Below are 17,407 nucleotides of genomic sequence, written 5' to 3'. Positions count from 1 at the left end.
TATGGTTTAGGTAAAAGGCGAGGGGTGATTCTATGCCTAACCTGAGAGAGGTAGAGGTGGGTACGACGGTAGTGACAGCGGTGGCTGTGGCAGATATCCTGGAACAACCGGAGGCAGGAGTTCCACTGGTGACTCAGCAGTTAATGGGGTGGCCTGCCCTGGTAATGGGAGTGGAAGGTGATTGGTTCCATATTCAGACCTATGAAGGTTTGCCCGGTTGGGCAAAGATGGATCATTTCTGTGTACCCCAGTGGTCTAAGGAAGGGGCTAACGTCCAGGTTATAAGGGCCACTGCCAGGCTAACCAATCATCCCAATAGTCACTATGAGGCTTTATGTACAGTATTTATGGGAAGCTTGCTCAAGGTTGTGTCCGAAGAGCAAGAATATCTCCAGGTGGCTTTACCCAGGGGTGATTTTGCCTTTTTACCAAAAATTGTAACCGACAGAATACCTTTAAAGGGCTATGGACTTAGGAAAGGCATACTGACTGCTGCAGGTTTATTATCCGGAGTACCATACCTTTGGGGTGGCATGACTGTCCGAGGGGTGGATTGTTCAGGTCTAACCTACATGGCTTATTTGGTTAATGGTTATCAGCTTCCAAGGAATGCCCAGGATCAGTTTAGGATTGGTAAGCCTGTAGAAATAGAAGAACTGGAAATGGGCGACCTGGTATTTTTTTCCACAGTCGATCCAGGACCCTCTCACGTGGGAATATACCAGGGGGATGGCCTGTTTATTAATGCCCGTTCAAAGGAAGGGGTAACAATTACATCCTTTGATGATTCTTTTTTTGTTAACCGTTATCTGGGAGGTAGGAGGTATCTTTAGGTAATTGTTGAAAAAATATCCTAACCAGTTAATTATTTGGTATAATAATGGTAGAACTTCATGTGCGGGAGCGTAAGAATATGCAAGCAACTATGGAAATGATTTTTCAAGCAAAAGTAACCTGCCCAAATTGCGGACAAGACTTTCTCCATCCTGAAGTGAAAAGTAAATATATTTCACTGGAAAAACAGGACAGTGACTTTTGTGGTTATTATAATGGCATTAATCCTATTTTTTATGATGTTATGGTTTGTCGTCATTGTGGTTTTGGTTTTACCAAAGAAACCAATCGTCCTCTGGATGAAGCTGAAAAAATGTCCATTAATACTATATTGTCCAGTTGGCATAATGACGGAGCTCAGTACAGTGGACTACGAACACTGGAACAGGCAATCAAGGCATACAACAAGGCCATTTTATGCCAGGAGCTAAGAAATGCCAAGGATTCTGTGAAGGGTTCTTTGTACCTGCGATTGGGCTGGCTCTATCGCTATCAGGGCAATAAAAATAATGAAGAGCAGGCTCTGCGCCGAACATTGGAGTTTCTAAGGCGTGCCTATGAAAGAGAATCTTCCTCAGATGCAAAAAAAGAATTACGCATGATCTATCTTATCGGGGAATTGTCTTACCGCAATGGTGATCTTAAGGACGCCATCAAATGGTTTCAGGCTGTGACCACCCACCCAGAGGCGGATCGTTACCCAGTCTTTAATAGGTTGGCCAGATCTCGCTGGCAGGATATCCGGGAGGAAGCCAAGCAAAAGGGGTAACTTAACTAACTTTATAGCGTTTTTGATGACACCGGGAAACCGGTGTCTTTTGTGTGGTATGTCCGGAGCCCTTTTAGTTTAATCTGCAAACTTACAGCTAGTTTCATGCTTTAAATTCATGTTAAAATATGAGGAGGAACTCAGCTTTGCTGGAGGGGAAAGTAGTGCCGGAGAATCAATTTGTCCACTTACACGTACATACTGAATACAGCCTGCTGGATGGAGCAAGCCGTATTAATCAAATGGCTAAGCAGGCCAAAGAAAGTGGCATGAATTCCCTTGCCATTACCGATCACGGCTGCATGTTTGGGGTGGTAGACTTTTACAAAGTCTGCCATAAGGAAGGGGTAAAACCCATACTAGGCTGCGAAGTCTATGTGGCACCCCGCCGCAGGATTGACCGGACACCCAAACTGGACGATCAACCGAATCATCTGGTACTGCTGGCTGAAAACCAGGAAGGGTACAAAAACCTTCTAAAATTGGTGTCCCTTGGTTATACCGAGGGTTTTTATTATAAGCCCAGGGTGGATAAGGAACTGCTACAGCGCTATCACAAAGGACTTATTGCCCTCAGTGCCTGTTTGGCAGGGGAGGTTGCCGATAAAATCTTAGGCAGCCAACCGGAAAAGGCTCGCCAGGCCGCAAGAGAGTATGTTGATATTTTTGGTAAAGACAACTTTTTTTTAGAACTGCAGGACCACGGTTATCAAGAACAGCGTACAGTTAACCGGGAATTACTAAAAATTGCCAAAGAATTACAAATCCCGCTGGTGGCAACCAACGATGTTCATTACCTGAAACGGGAACATGCAGAGATACAGGATGTGTTGCTTTGTATTCAAACCGGTAAAAGCATTAACACACCGGGAAGAATGAAATTCGAAAGCCAGGAAATGTACTTGAAAAGCCCCCATGAGATGAACCTTCTCTTTGCTGAGATACCCGATGCCCTGAGCAACACACTGCGTATTGCCGAGCGGTGTCAGGTGGATTTAGAATTTGGCAAGTACCACTTACCTTATTTTACAGTACCCGAAGAATCCAGCCCAGCCCAATATCTACGGGAAAAATGCCTGGAAGGTGCCATAAAACGATATGGACATTGCTCTGGACCTGTTCAGGAACGACTGGAATACGAACTAAATGTTATTGGCAAAATGGGGTACGATGAGTATTTTCTAATTGTATGGGACTTTATCCATTATGCTCGGCAGAAGGGTATTGCTGTTGGGCCCGGGCGGGGTTCTGCTGCCGGGAGCATTGTTTCTTACGCCCTGGGTATTACCAATATTGATCCCCTGAAATATGGCCTGTTGTTTGAACGGTTCTTAAATCCAGAGCGTATCTCCATGCCGGATATTGACATCGACTTTGACTACGAGCGCCGGGGAGAAGTCATTGAATATATTGTGCAAAAATATGGTACGGACCGGGTAGCCCAGATCATTACCTTTGGAACCATGGCTGCAAGGGCAGCCATTCGGGATGTAGGCCGAGCTCTGGATATGCCCTATGGTGATGTGGATCGGGTAGCAAAATTAGTGCCAACGGAGCTTAATATAACCATTGCCAAAGCACTTACAAGTTCACCGGATTTAAAGGCAGCTTACGACCAAGACCCCGAAGTTAAACGGCTGGTTGATACTGCCGCTGCATTAGAGGGAATGCCAAGACATGCTTCCACCCATGCTGCCGGGGTGGTAATATCCCGGGAGCCTCTGGTGGAATACCTGCCCTTGAGCAAAACCTCAGATGGTTTGGTGACCACCCAATTTCCCATGACCACAGTGGAGGAACTGGGTCTATTGAAGATGGATTTGCTGGGGCTACGCAACTTAACTGTAATTTCAGAAACCGTCAATTTAATTGAGCAAATAAAAGAAACTAAACTAGATATTAATACGATTCCCTTAGATGATCAAGCAACCTTTGATATGCTTACCCGGGGTGAAGGAGTTGGCGTATTCCAGTTAGAAAGTAGCGGCATGCGCAACATTCTAAGGGAACTAAAACCCAATGCCTTTGAGGACATTGTAGCCTTGGTTGCTCTTTACCGCCCGGGTCCCCTAGGCAGCGGCATGGTGGAGGATTTTATCCAGCGCAAACACGGGCAAAACAAGGTGGATTATTTTCACCCAGATCTGGAACCAATTCTGAAGGAAACCTATGGAGTTATTCTATACCAGGAACAGGTTATGATGATTGCCAGGATCATGGCCGGTTACTCCCTTGGGCAGGCCGATGCATTACGCAAGGCCATGGGTAAAAAGATTGCTAAAATTATGGGCATGCATCGGGACTGGTTTATTAACGGCAGCACCCTTGACGATAAGGGAAAGCCCCTGAAAAACCCCATTCCTGGAGCTGTGGCTAGGGGCTATAGTAGGCAACTGGCAGAAAAGATGTTTGATCTGATGGAATACTTTGCGGGTTATGGTTTTAATAAATCGCACTCTGCTGCTTACGCCTTAGTTTCCTACCAAACTGCCTATTTGAAAGCCAATTACCCGGTTGAGTACATGGCGGCCCTGCTTACCTCGGTACGGGACAATACAGATAAAGTGGTCCTGTATATAGATGAATGCCGTCGTATGGGAATACAGGTGTTGCCACCGGATATTAACTTGAGCCGGGAAAACTTTACAGCTGCCAATGGTGCCATTCGTTTTGGTATGGCAGCGGTGAAAAACGTTGGCTGGGGTGCTGTTCAAGAGATAATACAAATTCGGGAAAAGAAAGGTCCATTTACTGGATTCTATGATCTCTGTGGTCGTTTGGACACCCGAATAGCCAACCGAAGGGTGTTGGAAAGCTTGATTAAGGCCGGGGCATTGGATGCCTTTGGCTACCGATCCCAGCTTCTTGCTGGTTTGGACACTGGCCTTGAGCATGCTGCCCGTTCACAGCGGGACCGTGAGCAAGGTCAGGTAAGCTTATTTGACCTGATGTCTGAAAGTCCGGCCCAGGTGATGGAACTTAAGCTGCCTCATGTTCCTAGGTTAACGTCACGACAACAACTGGAAATGGAAAAGGAAGCACTAGGATTGTATATTTCCGGGCATCCACTGTCAGAATTCGGTTGGCTGCTGGATCAACTGGAGGTTCAGCGGGTGGTGCATTTGGCAGAGCTCCCCGACGGTAATAACCTGTTGGTGGCGGGAATCATTTCTACCATCAAACGGATAACCTCCCGCAAGGGAGACCCAATGGCCTTTTTGACCCTGGAAGATTTGACGGGAAGTTGTGAAGTTGTTGTCTTTCCGCAAGTATACCGTCGTCATTTTAGTCTACTGGATTTAAAAGTCCCACTTTTATTAAAGGGAAAATTGAACAACAACGGTGAAGAGACTAAAATACTGGCGGAGGAAATCCAGCCGCTGGAGAATGTTACCTGCGAACTGTGGTTAAGGTTATCAGAGAATGTCATATCAAAAGAACTGGAAGAACGCCTGATATCGCACCCGGGAAGCTCGCCAGTATTTCTCTTTTACCCAGAAGACAGGCATAAAGTGCAATTGGAAAAAGAGGTTTCCTTAAGCCTAAATTTAAAACGATCCCTTACAAGCCTTCTGGGGGAAGACAATATACTATTGCGTTTTAACCAGCCATTGAAAGCACCAGTGGCTGCTGCCCGGGATACCTCCCGTGTCAAAGAAGTTCCTGGTAGGTATACCGTAGCTAAAACCGTGAAAGCATCGCAACCAGAACAGCCTAAGATTAACCCTTTGCCCCGCAGTGGGTTGGTGAAGCCGGTAACGATCTCCAGCGGGCCCTTTGATCCGGATACTTACCCGGTGCCGGAAAGTTTGCTGGATCTATAGAGTGTAAAGACCTAGATATTCCAGGTCTTTTTTATTCTGCTAAAATAAAAACCATATTTACCCAGCACTAGAAACTTGAGTCAGCCCTTGTCCCGCTGATATAATCTTCTCATTACATAAAAAGGAGGTTGTTAAATGAACCTGATCTTTCTGGTATCCTTTATCCTCGTCCTTTTTATCATTGTAGAAATATCGGCTATTGCCTTAAAATTAACCGGCATGGATCTGCATAAAGCCCGTTTTCAGGCCCTTACAGCCCTGGTTACAGTAGGCTACACCACATCAGAATCTGAAATGGTTGTCAAACACCATGTGCGGCGGCGTATTATTATGGTTTTGATGGTAATGGGATATTTGGGAACTGCCACCATTGTATCTGTGTTAATTGAACTAATGAGGCACCCCTTGACCCTAATTCAAGTGGCAACTGCCATTACAATGCTGCTATTGGCCATAAGCATTGCTTCAAGCCGCAAGATTCGTGGTAGTTTTGATAAAGGCATTGAAAAGCAATTGTCTCGCCATAGGACCTTACAAAAAAGGACTGTGGAGGAAGTATTGCATTTAGATAGGCAGTATGGAGTGGCAGAAGTAAAGTTAAAAAAGAATAATCCTCTAGTAGGAAAGAGTATTGCTGAAAGTAAAATACGAGATCATGAACTCTTTATATTAGCCCTGGAAAGGGAAGAAGAATTTTTGCATTCTCCTAGGGGATCTCAAATTTTGCTGGAGGAAGATAAGCTGATCGTTTATGGGAGATTACAAAATATTCAACTTTTGCTCTGTTGGGATTGCGGCAGGGAAGAAATATAATGGGAATCGTTCAAACACCAAGGGGCAAGCTTGTCAAATATTAGTATCTATGATATGATGTTTTTACTGTAAAAAAGAGGAAACTACTGGGGTGAACAGCATGGTAGAAAAGTTGGATATAGTGGGCGATTATGTGGTGGTTAAAGCCTTAGAAAATGGAGTAACCCTTATTGGTTTAACTCGAGGTGGCGTAACAAAATTCCATCATACTGAAAAACTTGATAAAGGTGAAGTTATGATTGCCCAATTTACAGAGCATACCTCGGCGATTAAAATTCGTGGTCGTGCAGAAGTTATGACCAAGCATGGGAAAATTCGAACAGATGAGTAAAATATAATTTGTTTTTTCCGGTATTCCGTGGGACAGTATCCAGAGACGTATCTCTGGATATACTTGTTTTTAGGCATGAGATATAAAACTAATCTGGCTACTCTGGGTAAATAAATCTTTTACTTATTTTTGCTGTAGGCGTGGCAAAGGCTTTGTCGTAAGGCAAGTTTTTCTAAAAAAAAAAGAGGATTACCTGGGCACTTGATAGAAACAACTATAACGAATATTGACTTATTCTATTTTGTAATTCAAGGGGGCCTTTAACAAGTGTGGACGGTAGTATATATTGCGCCCAATCGTAAACAAGCCGAAAAATTACAGAATGCGTTAGTAAATGAAGGTTTGCTAGTAAAATTACGCAATATCGGACTGCCGAACGGCAATGATAATGGATCGGTAGAAATCTTAGTACCGGAATCAGAGCTGGATGAGGCATTGGAAATTATCAATACAGTATAAAGCTACGGGGAACTAAGGGAGAGGTGAGTTTTGGTCCTAGAAATATTTCGCAAACCTAAATATGTAACTGTACGTCCCGAAAAAACAGAAACGACTCAAGGCAACGAAAGAAGAGACATTCCAGAAGGTTTATGGGTAAAATGTTCTCGCTGCAATGAAATTCTTTATACAAAGGAATTGGATAAAAATTTTAAGGTATGTCATAAGTGCAATTTTCATTTTAGGTTAAATGCGCAAGAGCGTATTCATATGACCCTAGATGAAGGTTCTTTTCAGGAACGTGACAATGAGTTAATTACATTGAATCCATTGAATTTTCCAGATTATCAGGAAAAAATACAGTCTGCTCAAAAAGCAACTGAATTGAAGGAAGCCGTAGTAACCGGCGAAGGTACCATAGGCGGAAATCCTGTGGTCATTGGTGTTATGGACTCGCATTTTATTATGGGTAGTATGGGATCTGTGGTTGGAGAAAAAATTGCCCGTGCCATTGAAAGAGCCATTGAAAAGAAATTACCGGTGGTTCTGTTTTCTACTTCCGGTGGTGCCAGGATGCAGGAGGGAATTTTATCTCTTATGCAAATGGCAAAAACTGCTGCAGCTTTGGCTAAATTAGATGAAGCGGGATTATTGTATGTTGCTGTCCTTACTGACCCCACAACCGGCGGAGTAACAGCCAGCTTTGCCTCTCTGGGAGATATTATTATAGCAGAACCCGGAGCTTTAATTGGTTTTACCGGCCCTAGGGTTATTGAGCAAACCATTCGGCAAAAGTTACCCGAGGGCTTCCAAAGGGCTGAGTTTTTGCGAAAGCATGGTATGGTCGATATGATTGTGAATCGTCCACAGCTTAAAGATACCCTGGCTAACATTCTTTCACTTCATGGGACGAATTAAAGGAGGCCAGTATGGCGTTAGATTTTGAAAGGCCAATATTGGAGTTAGAGGCTAAAATTGAAGAGCTAAAGAGATTTACCAATGAAAAGGGGATTGACTTTTCTGAGGAAATTATCCTACTAGAGAAAAAATCCAGAGATATGAAAGAAAAAATATACAGCAACTTGAATCCCTGGCAAAAGGTACAAATTGCCCGGCATTCTGCTAGACCCAATGCCCTGGATTATATAAATGCTCTTTTTTCGGATTTTCTAGAAATGCATGGCGATCGTCTATATGGTGATGACCCTGCTGTTATTGGTGGAATTTCCTGGTATAAAGGTATCCCTGTAACGGTTATCGGTCACCTAAAGGGTCATGATACCAAAGAAAATGTGGAGCGTAATTTTGGTATGGCTCACCCGGAGGGCTTCCGCAAAGCCTTGCGTCTGATGAAACAGGCTGAAAAATTTAACCGCCCTGTCATCTGTTTTGTTGATACTTCAGGGGCATACCCTGGCATGGGTGCGGAAGAGAGGGGACAGGGAGAGGCAATTGCTAAGAATCTTATGGCTATGTCTGCTCTCAAAATACCGGTAATTTCTATTGTTATTGGAGAAGGCGGCAGTGGTGGGGCATTGGCCTTGGGTGTAGCCAATAAGATTTTGATGCAGGAACATGCCATTTTCTCTGTTAGCTCCCCGGAGGCTGCTGCCAGCATCCTTTGGAAAGACGGCACAAAGGCCAAGGAAGCAGCCCAAGCTTTAAATCTGACAGCTCAGGATTTGTTAAGATTGGGTGTCATCGATGAAATTGTCTCGGAGCCCCTAGGTGGGGCTCACAATGATTTGCCCAAAGCTTACGGTCTTATTGATGAATCCCTAGAACGTAACTTAAAGGCAATTTTAGAGAGGGACCCGGCAGAATTAGTGGAGTCCCGATATGCAAAATTCCGGGCAATGGGGCAAACTGGTTAAATAACATTTATATTCAAAGGATAAGCCTGCCGTTTTGCGGCAGGCTATAGGTGTATCTTAGGGACTTAAAGGAGGCTTTTTTCAATGCAGAGAATAGGCCTATTAACCAGCGGCGGGGATGCTTCGGGCATGAACTCCTCGATACGTGCGGTGGTTCGTAAAGCCATTTACCATGGCCTGGAGGTTATTGGTATCCGGCGTGGCTATAGCGGGTTTATTGAGGCTGATATGGGTCCCATGAATCTTGGCTCAGTTGCAGATATTATTGGTCGAGGGGGAACCATTTTACATACTGCCCGATCCGAAAGGTTTAAAACCAAAGAAGGCCGAGCCTTGGCAATGGAAAACATACAACGCTTTGGTATCCAAGGCTTGGTGGTTATTGGTGGGGATGGTTCCTTTACAGGGGCCAGTATTTTGCACCAGGAATATGGCATACCAATGATTGGTGTACCCGGAACCATTGATAATGATATTGCTGGGACGGATTATACCATTGGTTTTGATACAGCTGTTAACACCGTGGTGGATGCCATTAATAAAATTAGAGATACTGCAACTTCCCATGAACGGACCTTTGTCATTGAAGTAATGGGGCGAAACTCGGGTAATATTGCCCTAGCGGCCGGACTGGCCGGTGGGGCGGAAAGTATATTAATTCCGGAGATACCTTTTAATATTGAAGAGATTTGTCAAAAACTTTTAAGGGGCATTAAGAGAGGTAAACTTCACTCAATCATTCTAGTAGCCGAAGGTGCTGCCAGTGGAATTGATATTGGTCGACAAGTCAAAGAACAAATTGGCTTTGATACCAAAGTAACTATCCTTGGACATTTACAGAGGGGTGGTACGCCTACCGCCTTTGATCGTATTCTGGCGGCTAGATTGGGTGCAAAGGCGGTGGAATTGTTGATGGCGGGAGAAACCAATAAAATGGTTGGCATTAAAGCCGGTGAAATTGTGGCCACAGATTTAACCGAAGTCATTGGAAAACCCAGCCCCATTAATAAGAACATGTACGAATTAGCAAAGATATTATCCATATAGAAAAAACAGTAACTATATTTTTGTTTTTAGCAAGGGAGGTTCTGTGGATGAGACGTACAAAGATTGTTTGCACCATCGGTCCCGCCAGTGAAGATGTGGAAACGCTGAAAAATATGATGCTGGCAGGCATGAATGTTGCAAGATTAAACTTTTCCCATGGTACCCATGAGGACCATGCCAAGAGAATTGCTGCTATTCGCCAGTCTGCAGATGAATTAAACAAAAATATTGCCATTCTGCTAGATACCAAGGGTCCGGAAATTCGTTTAAAGAAATTTGCCCAACCGCCGGTTATCCTAAAACAGGATCAGCAATTTACCCTGACAACCAGGGAGGTTACCGGTGACAATACCATTGTGTCTGTAACTTATCAGGATTTGCCCAAGGATGTGAAGCCTGGCAGTCGGATAGCTGTGGCAGATGGGTTAATCGAAATGGTTGTGGAATCTGTGGAGGGACCAGATGTTCATTGTAGAGTCGTTAATGGTGGTCAACTTTCCAACCAGAAGGGAGTTAATTTACCTGGTGTAAATGTAAACCTTCCTTCGATTACCGAAAAGGATATTGAGGACATTCGCTTTGGTATAGAGCAAAGGGTAGATTTTATTGCTGCATCCTTTATTCGCAAACCCGGGGATGTCCTCGCCATTCGCCAAATCCTTGAGGAATATGATGCGGATATTGATATCATAGCTAAGATTGAAAGTCGCCAGGGTGTGGAGAATCTGACTGGTATTATTAATGTTGCAGATGGTATCATGGTGGCCAGAGGTGACTTGGGCGTTGAAATCCCTGCAGAAGAAGTACCTGTCTTACAAAAGACGATGATTGAAATGTGCAACAGGGCAGGTAAACCAGTTATTACTGCTACACAAATGCTGGAGTCCATGACCCAGAATCCAAGACCAACCAGGGCCGAGGCCAGCGATGTGGCTAATGCCATTTTTGATGGAACCGATGCAATTATGCTTTCCGGCGAAACAGCTGCGGGTAAGTATCCTGTACAAACCGTTGAAACCATGGCTCGTATTGCCCAGCGGGCAGAGCTTGCTGTAAATTTTGATGACCTGCTGGAAATCAGAGGAGCTGCCATACAGAGAACGGTCACCGATGGTATTAGCCAGGCCGTTTGCAGTGTGGCTAGGGAATTGGGTGTAACCGCCATTGTAACCGCGACGGCCAGCGGACATACCGCCAGAATGATTTCCAAGTATAGGCCCAAAGTACCTGTGATTGCTGTGACACCCAGATCCAATGTGTTAAGAAAAATGGCTCTGGTTTGGGGGGTTGTTCCTCTTTTAATTGAAGATGTACATGGTACAGATGAAATGATTAATATATCCGTGGAAGCGGCCCTGGCCTCCGGACATATTACTGCTGGCGACCTAATTGTTATTACTGCCGGTGTACCGGTGGGTGTTCATGGTACCACCAATATGATGAAGGTTCACACAGTGGGGACTCTGCTGGCCAAAGGAACAGGCATTGGCCAGAAAGCTGTCACAGGTAAGGTTAGGATTTGTCGAACGGCGGAGGAAGCCATGGTTAAGGTTCAGCCGGGTGATATTTTGGTGACTATGGCCACTGATCGTGACTTCGTGTCTGCTATGCAGAAAGCCAAAGCCGTGATAACGGAAGAAGGTGGTCTTACTTCCCATGCTGCCATTGTGGGACTGGAATTTGGCTTACCCGTTATAGTAGGCGTTGATAACGCCACTGGTATTCTACCAGACGATGAAATTATTACGGTGGATAGCCAGCGAGGGCTGATTTACGGCGGTGTTGCCAGAGTTTTATAGTATAAGCGAAGGGGGCTGTTGCACAATGAACCAGAGTGCAACAACCCCTTTCAATTTCTAAATATAAAATGCGGGTCCCGAAGAACCTACCAGACGGCGTATAATTCCATCCTTTCCTTTATTTTTCCTTAATATGCCCAGACACAAAGGGGAAATATTAAATAGCTGATCTAGTCATAATAAACCGGGGGGGAGGAATTTGACGGAACAAATCTTAGAACATTTAAGTAAGCTGGGCTTGCCGGGACTGTTTGTAGGAGTTTTCCTGGAAGCCCTGGGACTTCCTTTTCCAGGCAGTGTCTTGGTGGGCCTGACAGGTTTTTTATGCCGTCAGGGTGATTTTAATATTTTTATTGCATGGTTAGTGGCCCTTGCAGGCTATATGCTTGGTTCCGCCACAGCCTTTACTCTGGGTCGTTATATTGGAGAACCCTTCCTCATAAAATGGGGCAAATACCTACGGCTTACCCAGGAGAGATTTAGCAAAGCCCAGGAACTGTTCGTGAAGTCTGCTCCGGCTTTTATTATTGGCGGGAGGTTTATTCCCACCATTGGTAATCTAACTCCCTATGTGGCAGGCATCAGTGGTATTTCAATATTTAGATTTTTATTTTTTGATGCCATTCATGCGGTACTATGGTTAACGGTCTTTCTAGGTGGGGGAGCCCTGCTGGGACAAAATTGGCCTAAGATTATGGATGTACTAGGGTTCAAATACCTGTGGGCTGTGTTGATATTTTTATTGGGTATGTATATGCTTCGTCATTATCTACCTATTTTTAATCGTAATAAAATATAGATTTATTTTTCAGGCAGGAAATTTGTTTATCTACCTAGTTTTAAATAATTTTATGTTGCCTGTTGACTTAGCAGAGATGTTTTTCAAAAAACCAAAAGGTTTCCATTTTTAGACAGAGAATACTTCTATAATAATAACTGGTAAATCTGGGAGGGAAGAGGATGATTCGTGTTGTCCAAGGGGACTTAAAGGTACTTAGCCAGTTTTATTCTAAACAAGATCAAGTAATGCAAGCGGATAGAAAAGAGAACCTTCAGCAAGAAATACGGAAAATTACGGCTAAAGCCCTAAGGGTTGCAGAAGAACAGCGCTTAAAGGCACTGATATTACCAGTGGTAAATACCAGAGGACAAGAGATTTCGGTGGAGGAGATGGCCCGGATCATGGTTTCTGAAGCCAGAAGGCATATGTCCCTAGGTGCTGGTTTAAATGAACTGACCTTTGCATTGACGGATCCCGAAGGGGTGCAAGCCTTTGAAGAGGTGATATACCGGAATAAGATCCTTTGTTTAGGTGACAGTATCACCTATGGCTATCCCGATGGCCCGGCATTCTCCTGGGTGACCAGGGTGATTGAAAGTACCGGGTATCAAATGTTGAACCGTGGTATCAATGGAGAAACTACTGGACAGATGCTGGTACGGATGCGGACTGATGTGATCCCAGAAAAACCTGCCTATTTAATCTTTGCCGGGGGACACAATGATGGCTGGCAGAAGGTTTCCCTGGGGGAGGTTAAGCAGAATGTCCGGCAGGTGGTAGGAATGGCTTTAGAGCATGGAATTTGCCCCGTTATGGTCTTACCTTCTCCTTTAAATATTGAACAAATTCTGCAATGCTATGAAGGTAGCCGCCAGGAAGCCGAGGATTATAACAACGCATTAAGTGAGACTCGCCAGTGGATCGGCCAATATGCCCAGGAGATGGGGTTCTTTGCATTAGACTTTTATACACCACTGTTGGTAGAAGGCTCCGACCAGGGAAATCCTCAGTACTTGCTGGACGGTGGACACCCCACCCACGAAGGATACCGGGTACTGGGAGATGCTGCCATTAAACAATTAGCAGGCAGGTTGTACTTATAATAACGATACGCTGGTTCGTTTTGCAATGGGAAGGGAACGATAAGCAAGGGGATTTAAGTTTATCCCTGTGCAGCGACTTATCTAAGCAATGGTAACAGGACTGGGCGAAACAGCAGAGCGAAATGAGGAGGCACTTCCATCCTGGACGCGCCAGCCGAACCAAAACATGGACGTTTTGTTGAGGGCGATCTCATTTCGTCTGCTGTAAGTCCTAGTAATCCTTACTCCAATCCCAATACCTGGCGCAGAGCCAGTATGTGCCGACACTTAAAAGAAGGGTCCTTGTAGGAGCGCCAGCGAAAGGTACAGCAGTCACAACTATCCACAGTGGTGGTCAATTCCCAACGACAGTCTGCCTCTATAACAGAGCCCCGGTTTGGTCCAGTCACATAAACCACCATATCTCCTACAGCATAGGGCTCAAAAAGCTTAACTTTGGCCTGATTAGTATTCAATGTTAAAAGCCACCTTTCTAACTTCTGTTCTCTACTATAATTTATGCAAAAGGAAATATAATTCCTTCTAGATCAACCTTTTTTCTTTAACAGAAATTGGTAAGGATGGATGATGGATATACCTCTATGTGTTGCTTCTTACTACCAACCCAGGTAAAATAGTTATGGACATCCCCTGCCCCCTTTTACAAAGCAGGGGATTTTTATTATCCCATCTCTCCGTTAATACCCGCTTAAAAAAAAAAATAAAACCGTAATCTATAGCATAACAAAAGATAGGTTACCAGAGGGGGAGTAGTTGGGTCAGGAGGAGTGACCACCTTTGACGTTAGAACAATATACGGCACTGTACCTGAACCAGGCTAGGAATGGCGATACGCAAGTGAGAGAAGAACTATTAGCCAGTGCTAAACCGTTTATTCAAGGTACCTGTATAAAGGTTTGTAATCGTCCCCTGGAATGGGGGCGTGACGATGAATTAAGCATTGGCTTGATGGCTTTTAACGAAGCCATTGATCGGTTTGCAGAAGAGAAAAACATTCCATTTCTTGGTTTTGCCCGGTTAGTTATAAAGAGTCGCCTTTCAGATCATTTCCGCAAAGAGTCCCGGCACAGACATCAACCACTGGAATACCAAGTGGCTGACCATGCGCCGGTGCAGCATGAGACTGCTCAGGCCTGGGAGAAATACATGCAGGAAGCAGAAATGCAAGAGCGCCAGGAAGAAGTGCTGGAATTTCAAAAGGAACTTGCTCAGTATGGTATTAGTGTTAGTGAACTGGTTGATGCTTCGCCCAAACACAGGGACTCCAGAGAAAACCTCATTTCTGTGGCCAGATTAGTGGCTGAAACAACTTCTCTTATGGAGCAGCTGTTACGTACCGGTCGGCTACCCGTTAAGGAACTGGCATTAGCTTCGGGTCTGCATCGTAAAACCCTTGAAAAGGGACGGCGCTATATCATTGCCATGTCCATTTTGCTTTATCACAGAGACCGATTTATCTATCTCTTTTCATATTTAAAATTAACTGGTTGGTCAGAAGGAAAGGGGGGAAGCAACTATGGCAAAGGTTAAGGGAATCCTAGTACAAAAGAAAGGACCTCTTGGTGTGCTGATGACCTCCGAAGGACGTTTTATTAGAGTTATGCTAATCGGCAAGGACAATAGCTTAGGCCAGGAGATCCCAGGTTATGAATTAAAACACCCTTCGCTAACTCAGAGTATTGCCGCCGCCTCTGTACTGATAGTTCTGCTTATGGGTATTTGGAGCCAATTCTTCATTAATACCGCAGCAGCCTATGTAGCATTGGATATCAACCCCAGCATAGAACTAACGGTTAACGACTCTGGAACAGTGATCGAAGTTAAAGGACTTAATGAAGATGGTAATGAACTGTTGGAAAAAGTAACGCCGAAAAAAATGCAAGTCTACAAGGCAGTGGAAAGCTTGGTGGAAGAGGCGGCTAAGTGCAATTATTTAAATAGTAATAATAACGTGATACTGGCAACAGTAATTCCCACTAAGGAGAAACGAACGGTGGTAGAACAAGATAAGCTGGAAACAACCGTTCAGCTTGCTGTGGCACAGTTACCAACCCCGATTAAAATAGTAATCGAAAGTGCCACAGAGCAAGAGCACAGTGTGGCTAGCCAAAATGGAGTATCCGTGGGCCGCTACCTAATACATCAGGGAAGTGCCCAAAGGGGCGGTAATATTAGTCTGGATGATTTAAAGAAAAAAGGACTAGGTCAACTGGAGAAGGAAAAAGGAATCGAAATTCAGCAGTACCTACCGCACCCAAAGATGAATGGCAAAGTAGAGATTAAGGTAAAGGAAAAGTCGGATTCCGATAAGATGCTAAAAAAAGAAACTAGAGCACCTAGTTTGAAAAATCAACCCAATATCATCCTTCCCCCGGGACAACAAAAGAAACAAGACCCTGACCGATCTTTTGCAAATTGGAAAGAAATACTTGACCATCCGTCTCAAAAAGAAGCCAAACCAGTGGACGATGAAAGGGATGGGGAAGTAGAGGAAGAGGAAATAGAAAGCCAAAAGCGACGGGATGACCGTCGCCAAAGCTATATGCAGAATGAAGAAAGTACAAAAAATGAGAAACCTGCTAAGCCAAGTCAGCAACAAGATAATGGTAAGCAAAGGGACGATAAAGAAAAAGACAGACAAAAGGGAAATGACAAAGCCAAAAAGGGAAAAGATCATTAATTATTAAGTCCCCTCTTTTTATTACTGATTATGTGCGAAAAAATGCCTCTGCCAGATATCTGGCAGAGGCATTTTATTACATCCATTTCTTTTGGCGGAAGAGTACAACCATCCACAAAGATACTAATACAAGCCCCAGTGTAATACTTACAGTGGACCATAGGGAGGTTTGATCTGGCAAAGGCACGTTCATCCCAAAAAAACCAGTTACAAAGGTTAAAGGCATAAAAATAGTTGATATCACAGTCAGTACTCGCATGGTTTCTGTGGTACGGGCACTGATGATAGACGAATAGGTGGCCAAAGCACCGTCAGTTAGATCCTTATAACCATCTATGGTATCCGAGATTCGCTCTAGGTGGTCTTTTAAGTCTAGATAATAGGGTTGATTGTCTTCACTAATGGTAAAGGAACTGCTACTGATACTATAGAAAATTCGGCGCTGCGGGGTAATGGCTCGGCGCATGGTTAGAATGGTTCTTTTTAAAGCCAAAAATTCATCAGTGGTTTCACGGCTGGGTTTTTCATAAATTTCATCTTCCAGATCTTCAATCCGATCGCCAATTCTGTCCAAGACCGGGAAATACTCGTCCACCAGACCGTCGATAATTGAATATAAGAAAAAGTCCCTGCCTTGATTGGACAATTTACAGTCATTTAGGCAAATCTTTGCCATACGTCCTAAGCTGGGTAAGGTATTTTTGTGGACGGTTACCACATAATTTTCACCCAAGAAGATATTTAACTGTACCAACATGATCTCTTCATCACGCTCTTCGTTGTAGCGAATGGCGTGCATCATAAGGAAATAATAATCATCGTATTTATCAAGTTTTGCCCGTGGACTATAATGCATACAGTCTTCCACGGCCAGTTCGTGAAAATCAAAGGCATTAGCCACATATTTAATTTCTTCTTCAGAAAAATTATATAAATCCACCCATAAAAAATTATTTTTATTAGTTAAAAATGGGTGTAAGTTATCTAAACTTACATCATGTCGCATTTTATCTGTGTTATGATCATACATGTAAGTCTTAATCATGGAATCACCCCCAATAGAAGATGGACCCTACCAAGTAATTCCTATTATGGTAAGAATGAAAGAAGGATA

The 17,407-nt window shown here is 44.0% G+C and carries 16 protein-coding genes; 14 read left to right on the top strand and 2 right to left on the bottom strand.

Annotated features, from left to right (window positions below):
• Positions 1-32: 32 nt before the first annotated feature.
• From DRED_RS12370 to DRED_RS12315, 12 genes are all read left to right on the top strand, one after another.
• Positions 33-833: a C40 family peptidase gene (locus tag DRED_RS12370; protein ID WP_011878629.1), complete on the top strand. Its 801-nt coding sequence runs from the start codon at positions 33-35 to the stop codon at positions 831-833.
• A 47-nt stretch (positions 834-880) separates the two neighbouring features.
• Entirely contained in the window at positions 881-1,603 is a 723-nt protein-coding gene (locus DRED_RS12365) for a DUF2225 domain-containing protein (RefSeq protein ID WP_238442520.1), read from the top strand.
• 146 nt (positions 1,604-1,749) lie between these two features.
• Positions 1,750-5,427, top strand: coding sequence for a DNA polymerase III subunit alpha (locus DRED_RS12360; protein WP_011878627.1), 3,678 nt, complete (start codon positions 1,750-1,752; stop codon positions 5,425-5,427).
• A gap of 135 nt (positions 5,428-5,562) precedes the next feature.
• Positions 5,563-6,240, top strand: coding sequence for a TrkA C-terminal domain-containing protein (locus DRED_RS12355; RefSeq protein WP_011878626.1), 678 nt, complete (start codon positions 5,563-5,565; stop codon positions 6,238-6,240).
• Between the two features lie 100 nt (positions 6,241-6,340).
• Positions 6,341-6,571, top strand: coding sequence for a trp RNA-binding attenuation protein MtrB (mtrB, locus tag DRED_RS12350; RefSeq protein WP_011878625.1), 231 nt, complete (start codon positions 6,341-6,343; stop codon positions 6,569-6,571).
• A gap of 267 nt (positions 6,572-6,838) precedes the next feature.
• Positions 6,839-7,030 carry a putative signal transducing protein gene (locus tag DRED_RS12345; protein ID WP_011878624.1) on the top strand — a complete coding sequence of 64 codons (192 nt, stop codon included), beginning with the start codon at positions 6,839-6,841 and terminating at the stop codon, positions 7,028-7,030.
• 30 nt (positions 7,031-7,060) lie between these two features.
• Complete coding sequence (accD, locus tag DRED_RS12340; protein WP_011878623.1) at positions 7,061-7,927, top strand: acetyl-CoA carboxylase, carboxyltransferase subunit beta; 867 nt, start codon at positions 7,061-7,063, stop codon at positions 7,925-7,927.
• Positions 7,928-7,938: 11 nt separating this feature from the next.
• Entirely contained in the window at positions 7,939-8,883 is a 945-nt protein-coding gene (locus DRED_RS12335; protein WP_011878622.1) for an acetyl-CoA carboxylase carboxyltransferase subunit alpha, read from the top strand.
• 84 nt (positions 8,884-8,967) lie between these two features.
• On the top strand, positions 8,968-9,930 hold the full coding sequence (pfkA, locus tag DRED_RS12330) for a 6-phosphofructokinase (RefSeq protein WP_011878621.1): 963 nt from the start codon (positions 8,968-8,970) through the stop codon (positions 9,928-9,930).
• A 47-nt stretch (positions 9,931-9,977) separates the two neighbouring features.
• Positions 9,978-11,729, top strand: a complete 1,752-nt coding sequence (pyk, locus tag DRED_RS12325) for a pyruvate kinase (RefSeq protein WP_011878620.1) — start codon at positions 9,978-9,980, stop codon at positions 11,727-11,729.
• Positions 11,730-11,928: 199 nt separating this feature from the next.
• On the top strand, positions 11,929-12,528 hold the full coding sequence (locus tag DRED_RS12320; RefSeq protein WP_011878619.1) for a DedA family protein: 600 nt from the start codon (positions 11,929-11,931) through the stop codon (positions 12,526-12,528).
• Between the two features lie 161 nt (positions 12,529-12,689).
• Positions 12,690-13,613: a GDSL-type esterase/lipase family protein gene (locus DRED_RS12315; RefSeq protein WP_011878618.1), complete on the top strand. Its 924-nt coding sequence runs from the start codon at positions 12,690-12,692 to the stop codon at positions 13,611-13,613.
• Positions 13,614-13,834: 221 nt separating this feature from the next.
• On the opposite strand, the gene DRED_RS12310 is transcribed toward DRED_RS12315, so the two are convergent.
• Complete coding sequence (locus tag DRED_RS12310; protein WP_041274614.1) at positions 13,835-14,068, bottom strand: hypothetical protein; 234 nt, start codon at positions 14,066-14,068, stop codon at positions 13,835-13,837.
• A 322-nt stretch (positions 14,069-14,390) separates the two neighbouring features.
• Between DRED_RS12310 and sigI the strand changes: the two genes are divergently transcribed.
• Both sigI and DRED_RS12300 read left to right on the top strand, forming a co-directional pair.
• On the top strand, positions 14,391-15,143 hold the full coding sequence (gene sigI / locus DRED_RS12305) for an RNA polymerase sigma-I factor (protein ID WP_011878617.1): 753 nt from the start codon (positions 14,391-14,393) through the stop codon (positions 15,141-15,143).
• The gene (locus DRED_RS12300; RefSeq protein WP_011878616.1) at positions 15,130-16,293 is read left to right on the top strand and encodes an anti-sigma-I factor RsgI family protein; all 1,164 of its coding nucleotides are present in this window, start codon (positions 15,130-15,132) and stop codon (positions 16,291-16,293) included. The genes sigI and DRED_RS12300 overlap by 14 nt, the downstream gene beginning before the upstream one ends.
• 76 nt (positions 16,294-16,369) lie before the next feature.
• Here the strand turns inward: DRED_RS12300 and corA are convergent, their stop codons facing one another.
• Positions 16,370-17,338: a magnesium/cobalt transporter CorA gene (corA, locus tag DRED_RS12295; RefSeq protein ID WP_011878615.1), complete on the bottom strand. Its 969-nt coding sequence runs from the start codon at positions 17,336-17,338 to the stop codon at positions 16,370-16,372.
• Between the last annotated feature and the right edge of the window lie 69 nt (positions 17,339-17,407).

This window comes from Desulforamulus reducens MI-1 (assembly GCF_000016165.1).
Taxonomy (GTDB): domain Bacteria; phylum Bacillota; class Desulfotomaculia; order Desulfotomaculales; family Desulfotomaculaceae; genus Desulfotomaculum; species Desulfotomaculum reducens.
The sequence above is the reverse complement of the archived record's forward strand: the minus strand, read 5'-3'. Positions and strand labels throughout refer to the sequence as shown.

What these genes read in the sequence shown, in the direction of transcription:
- DRED_RS12370 (WP_011878629.1), top strand. Translation starts at nt 33, where the DNA reads ATGCCTAACCTGAGAGAGGTAGAGGTGGGTACGACGGTAGTGACAGCG.
- DRED_RS12365 (WP_238442520.1), top strand. Translation starts at nt 881, where the DNA reads ATGGTAGAACTTCATGTGCGGGAGCGTAAGAATATGCAAGCAACTATG.
- DRED_RS12355 (WP_011878626.1), top strand. Translation starts at nt 5,563, where the DNA reads ATGAACCTGATCTTTCTGGTATCCTTTATCCTCGTCCTTTTTATCATT.
- mtrB (WP_011878625.1), top strand. Translation starts at nt 6,341, where the DNA reads ATGGTAGAAAAGTTGGATATAGTGGGCGATTATGTGGTGGTTAAAGCC.
- DRED_RS12335 (WP_011878622.1), top strand. Translation starts at nt 7,939, where the DNA reads ATGGCGTTAGATTTTGAAAGGCCAATATTGGAGTTAGAGGCTAAAATT.
- pfkA (WP_011878621.1), top strand. Translation starts at nt 8,968, where the DNA reads ATGCAGAGAATAGGCCTATTAACCAGCGGCGGGGATGCTTCGGGCATG.
- pyk (WP_011878620.1), top strand. Translation starts at nt 9,978, where the DNA reads ATGAGACGTACAAAGATTGTTTGCACCATCGGTCCCGCCAGTGAAGAT.
- DRED_RS12315 (WP_011878618.1), top strand. Translation starts at nt 12,690, where the DNA reads ATGATTCGTGTTGTCCAAGGGGACTTAAAGGTACTTAGCCAGTTTTAT.
- DRED_RS12300 (WP_011878616.1), top strand. Translation starts at nt 15,130, where the DNA reads ATGGCAAAGGTTAAGGGAATCCTAGTACAAAAGAAAGGACCTCTTGGT.
- corA (WP_011878615.1), bottom strand. Translation starts at nt 17,338, where the DNA reads ATGATTAAGACTTACATGTATGATCATAACACAGATAAAATGCGACAT.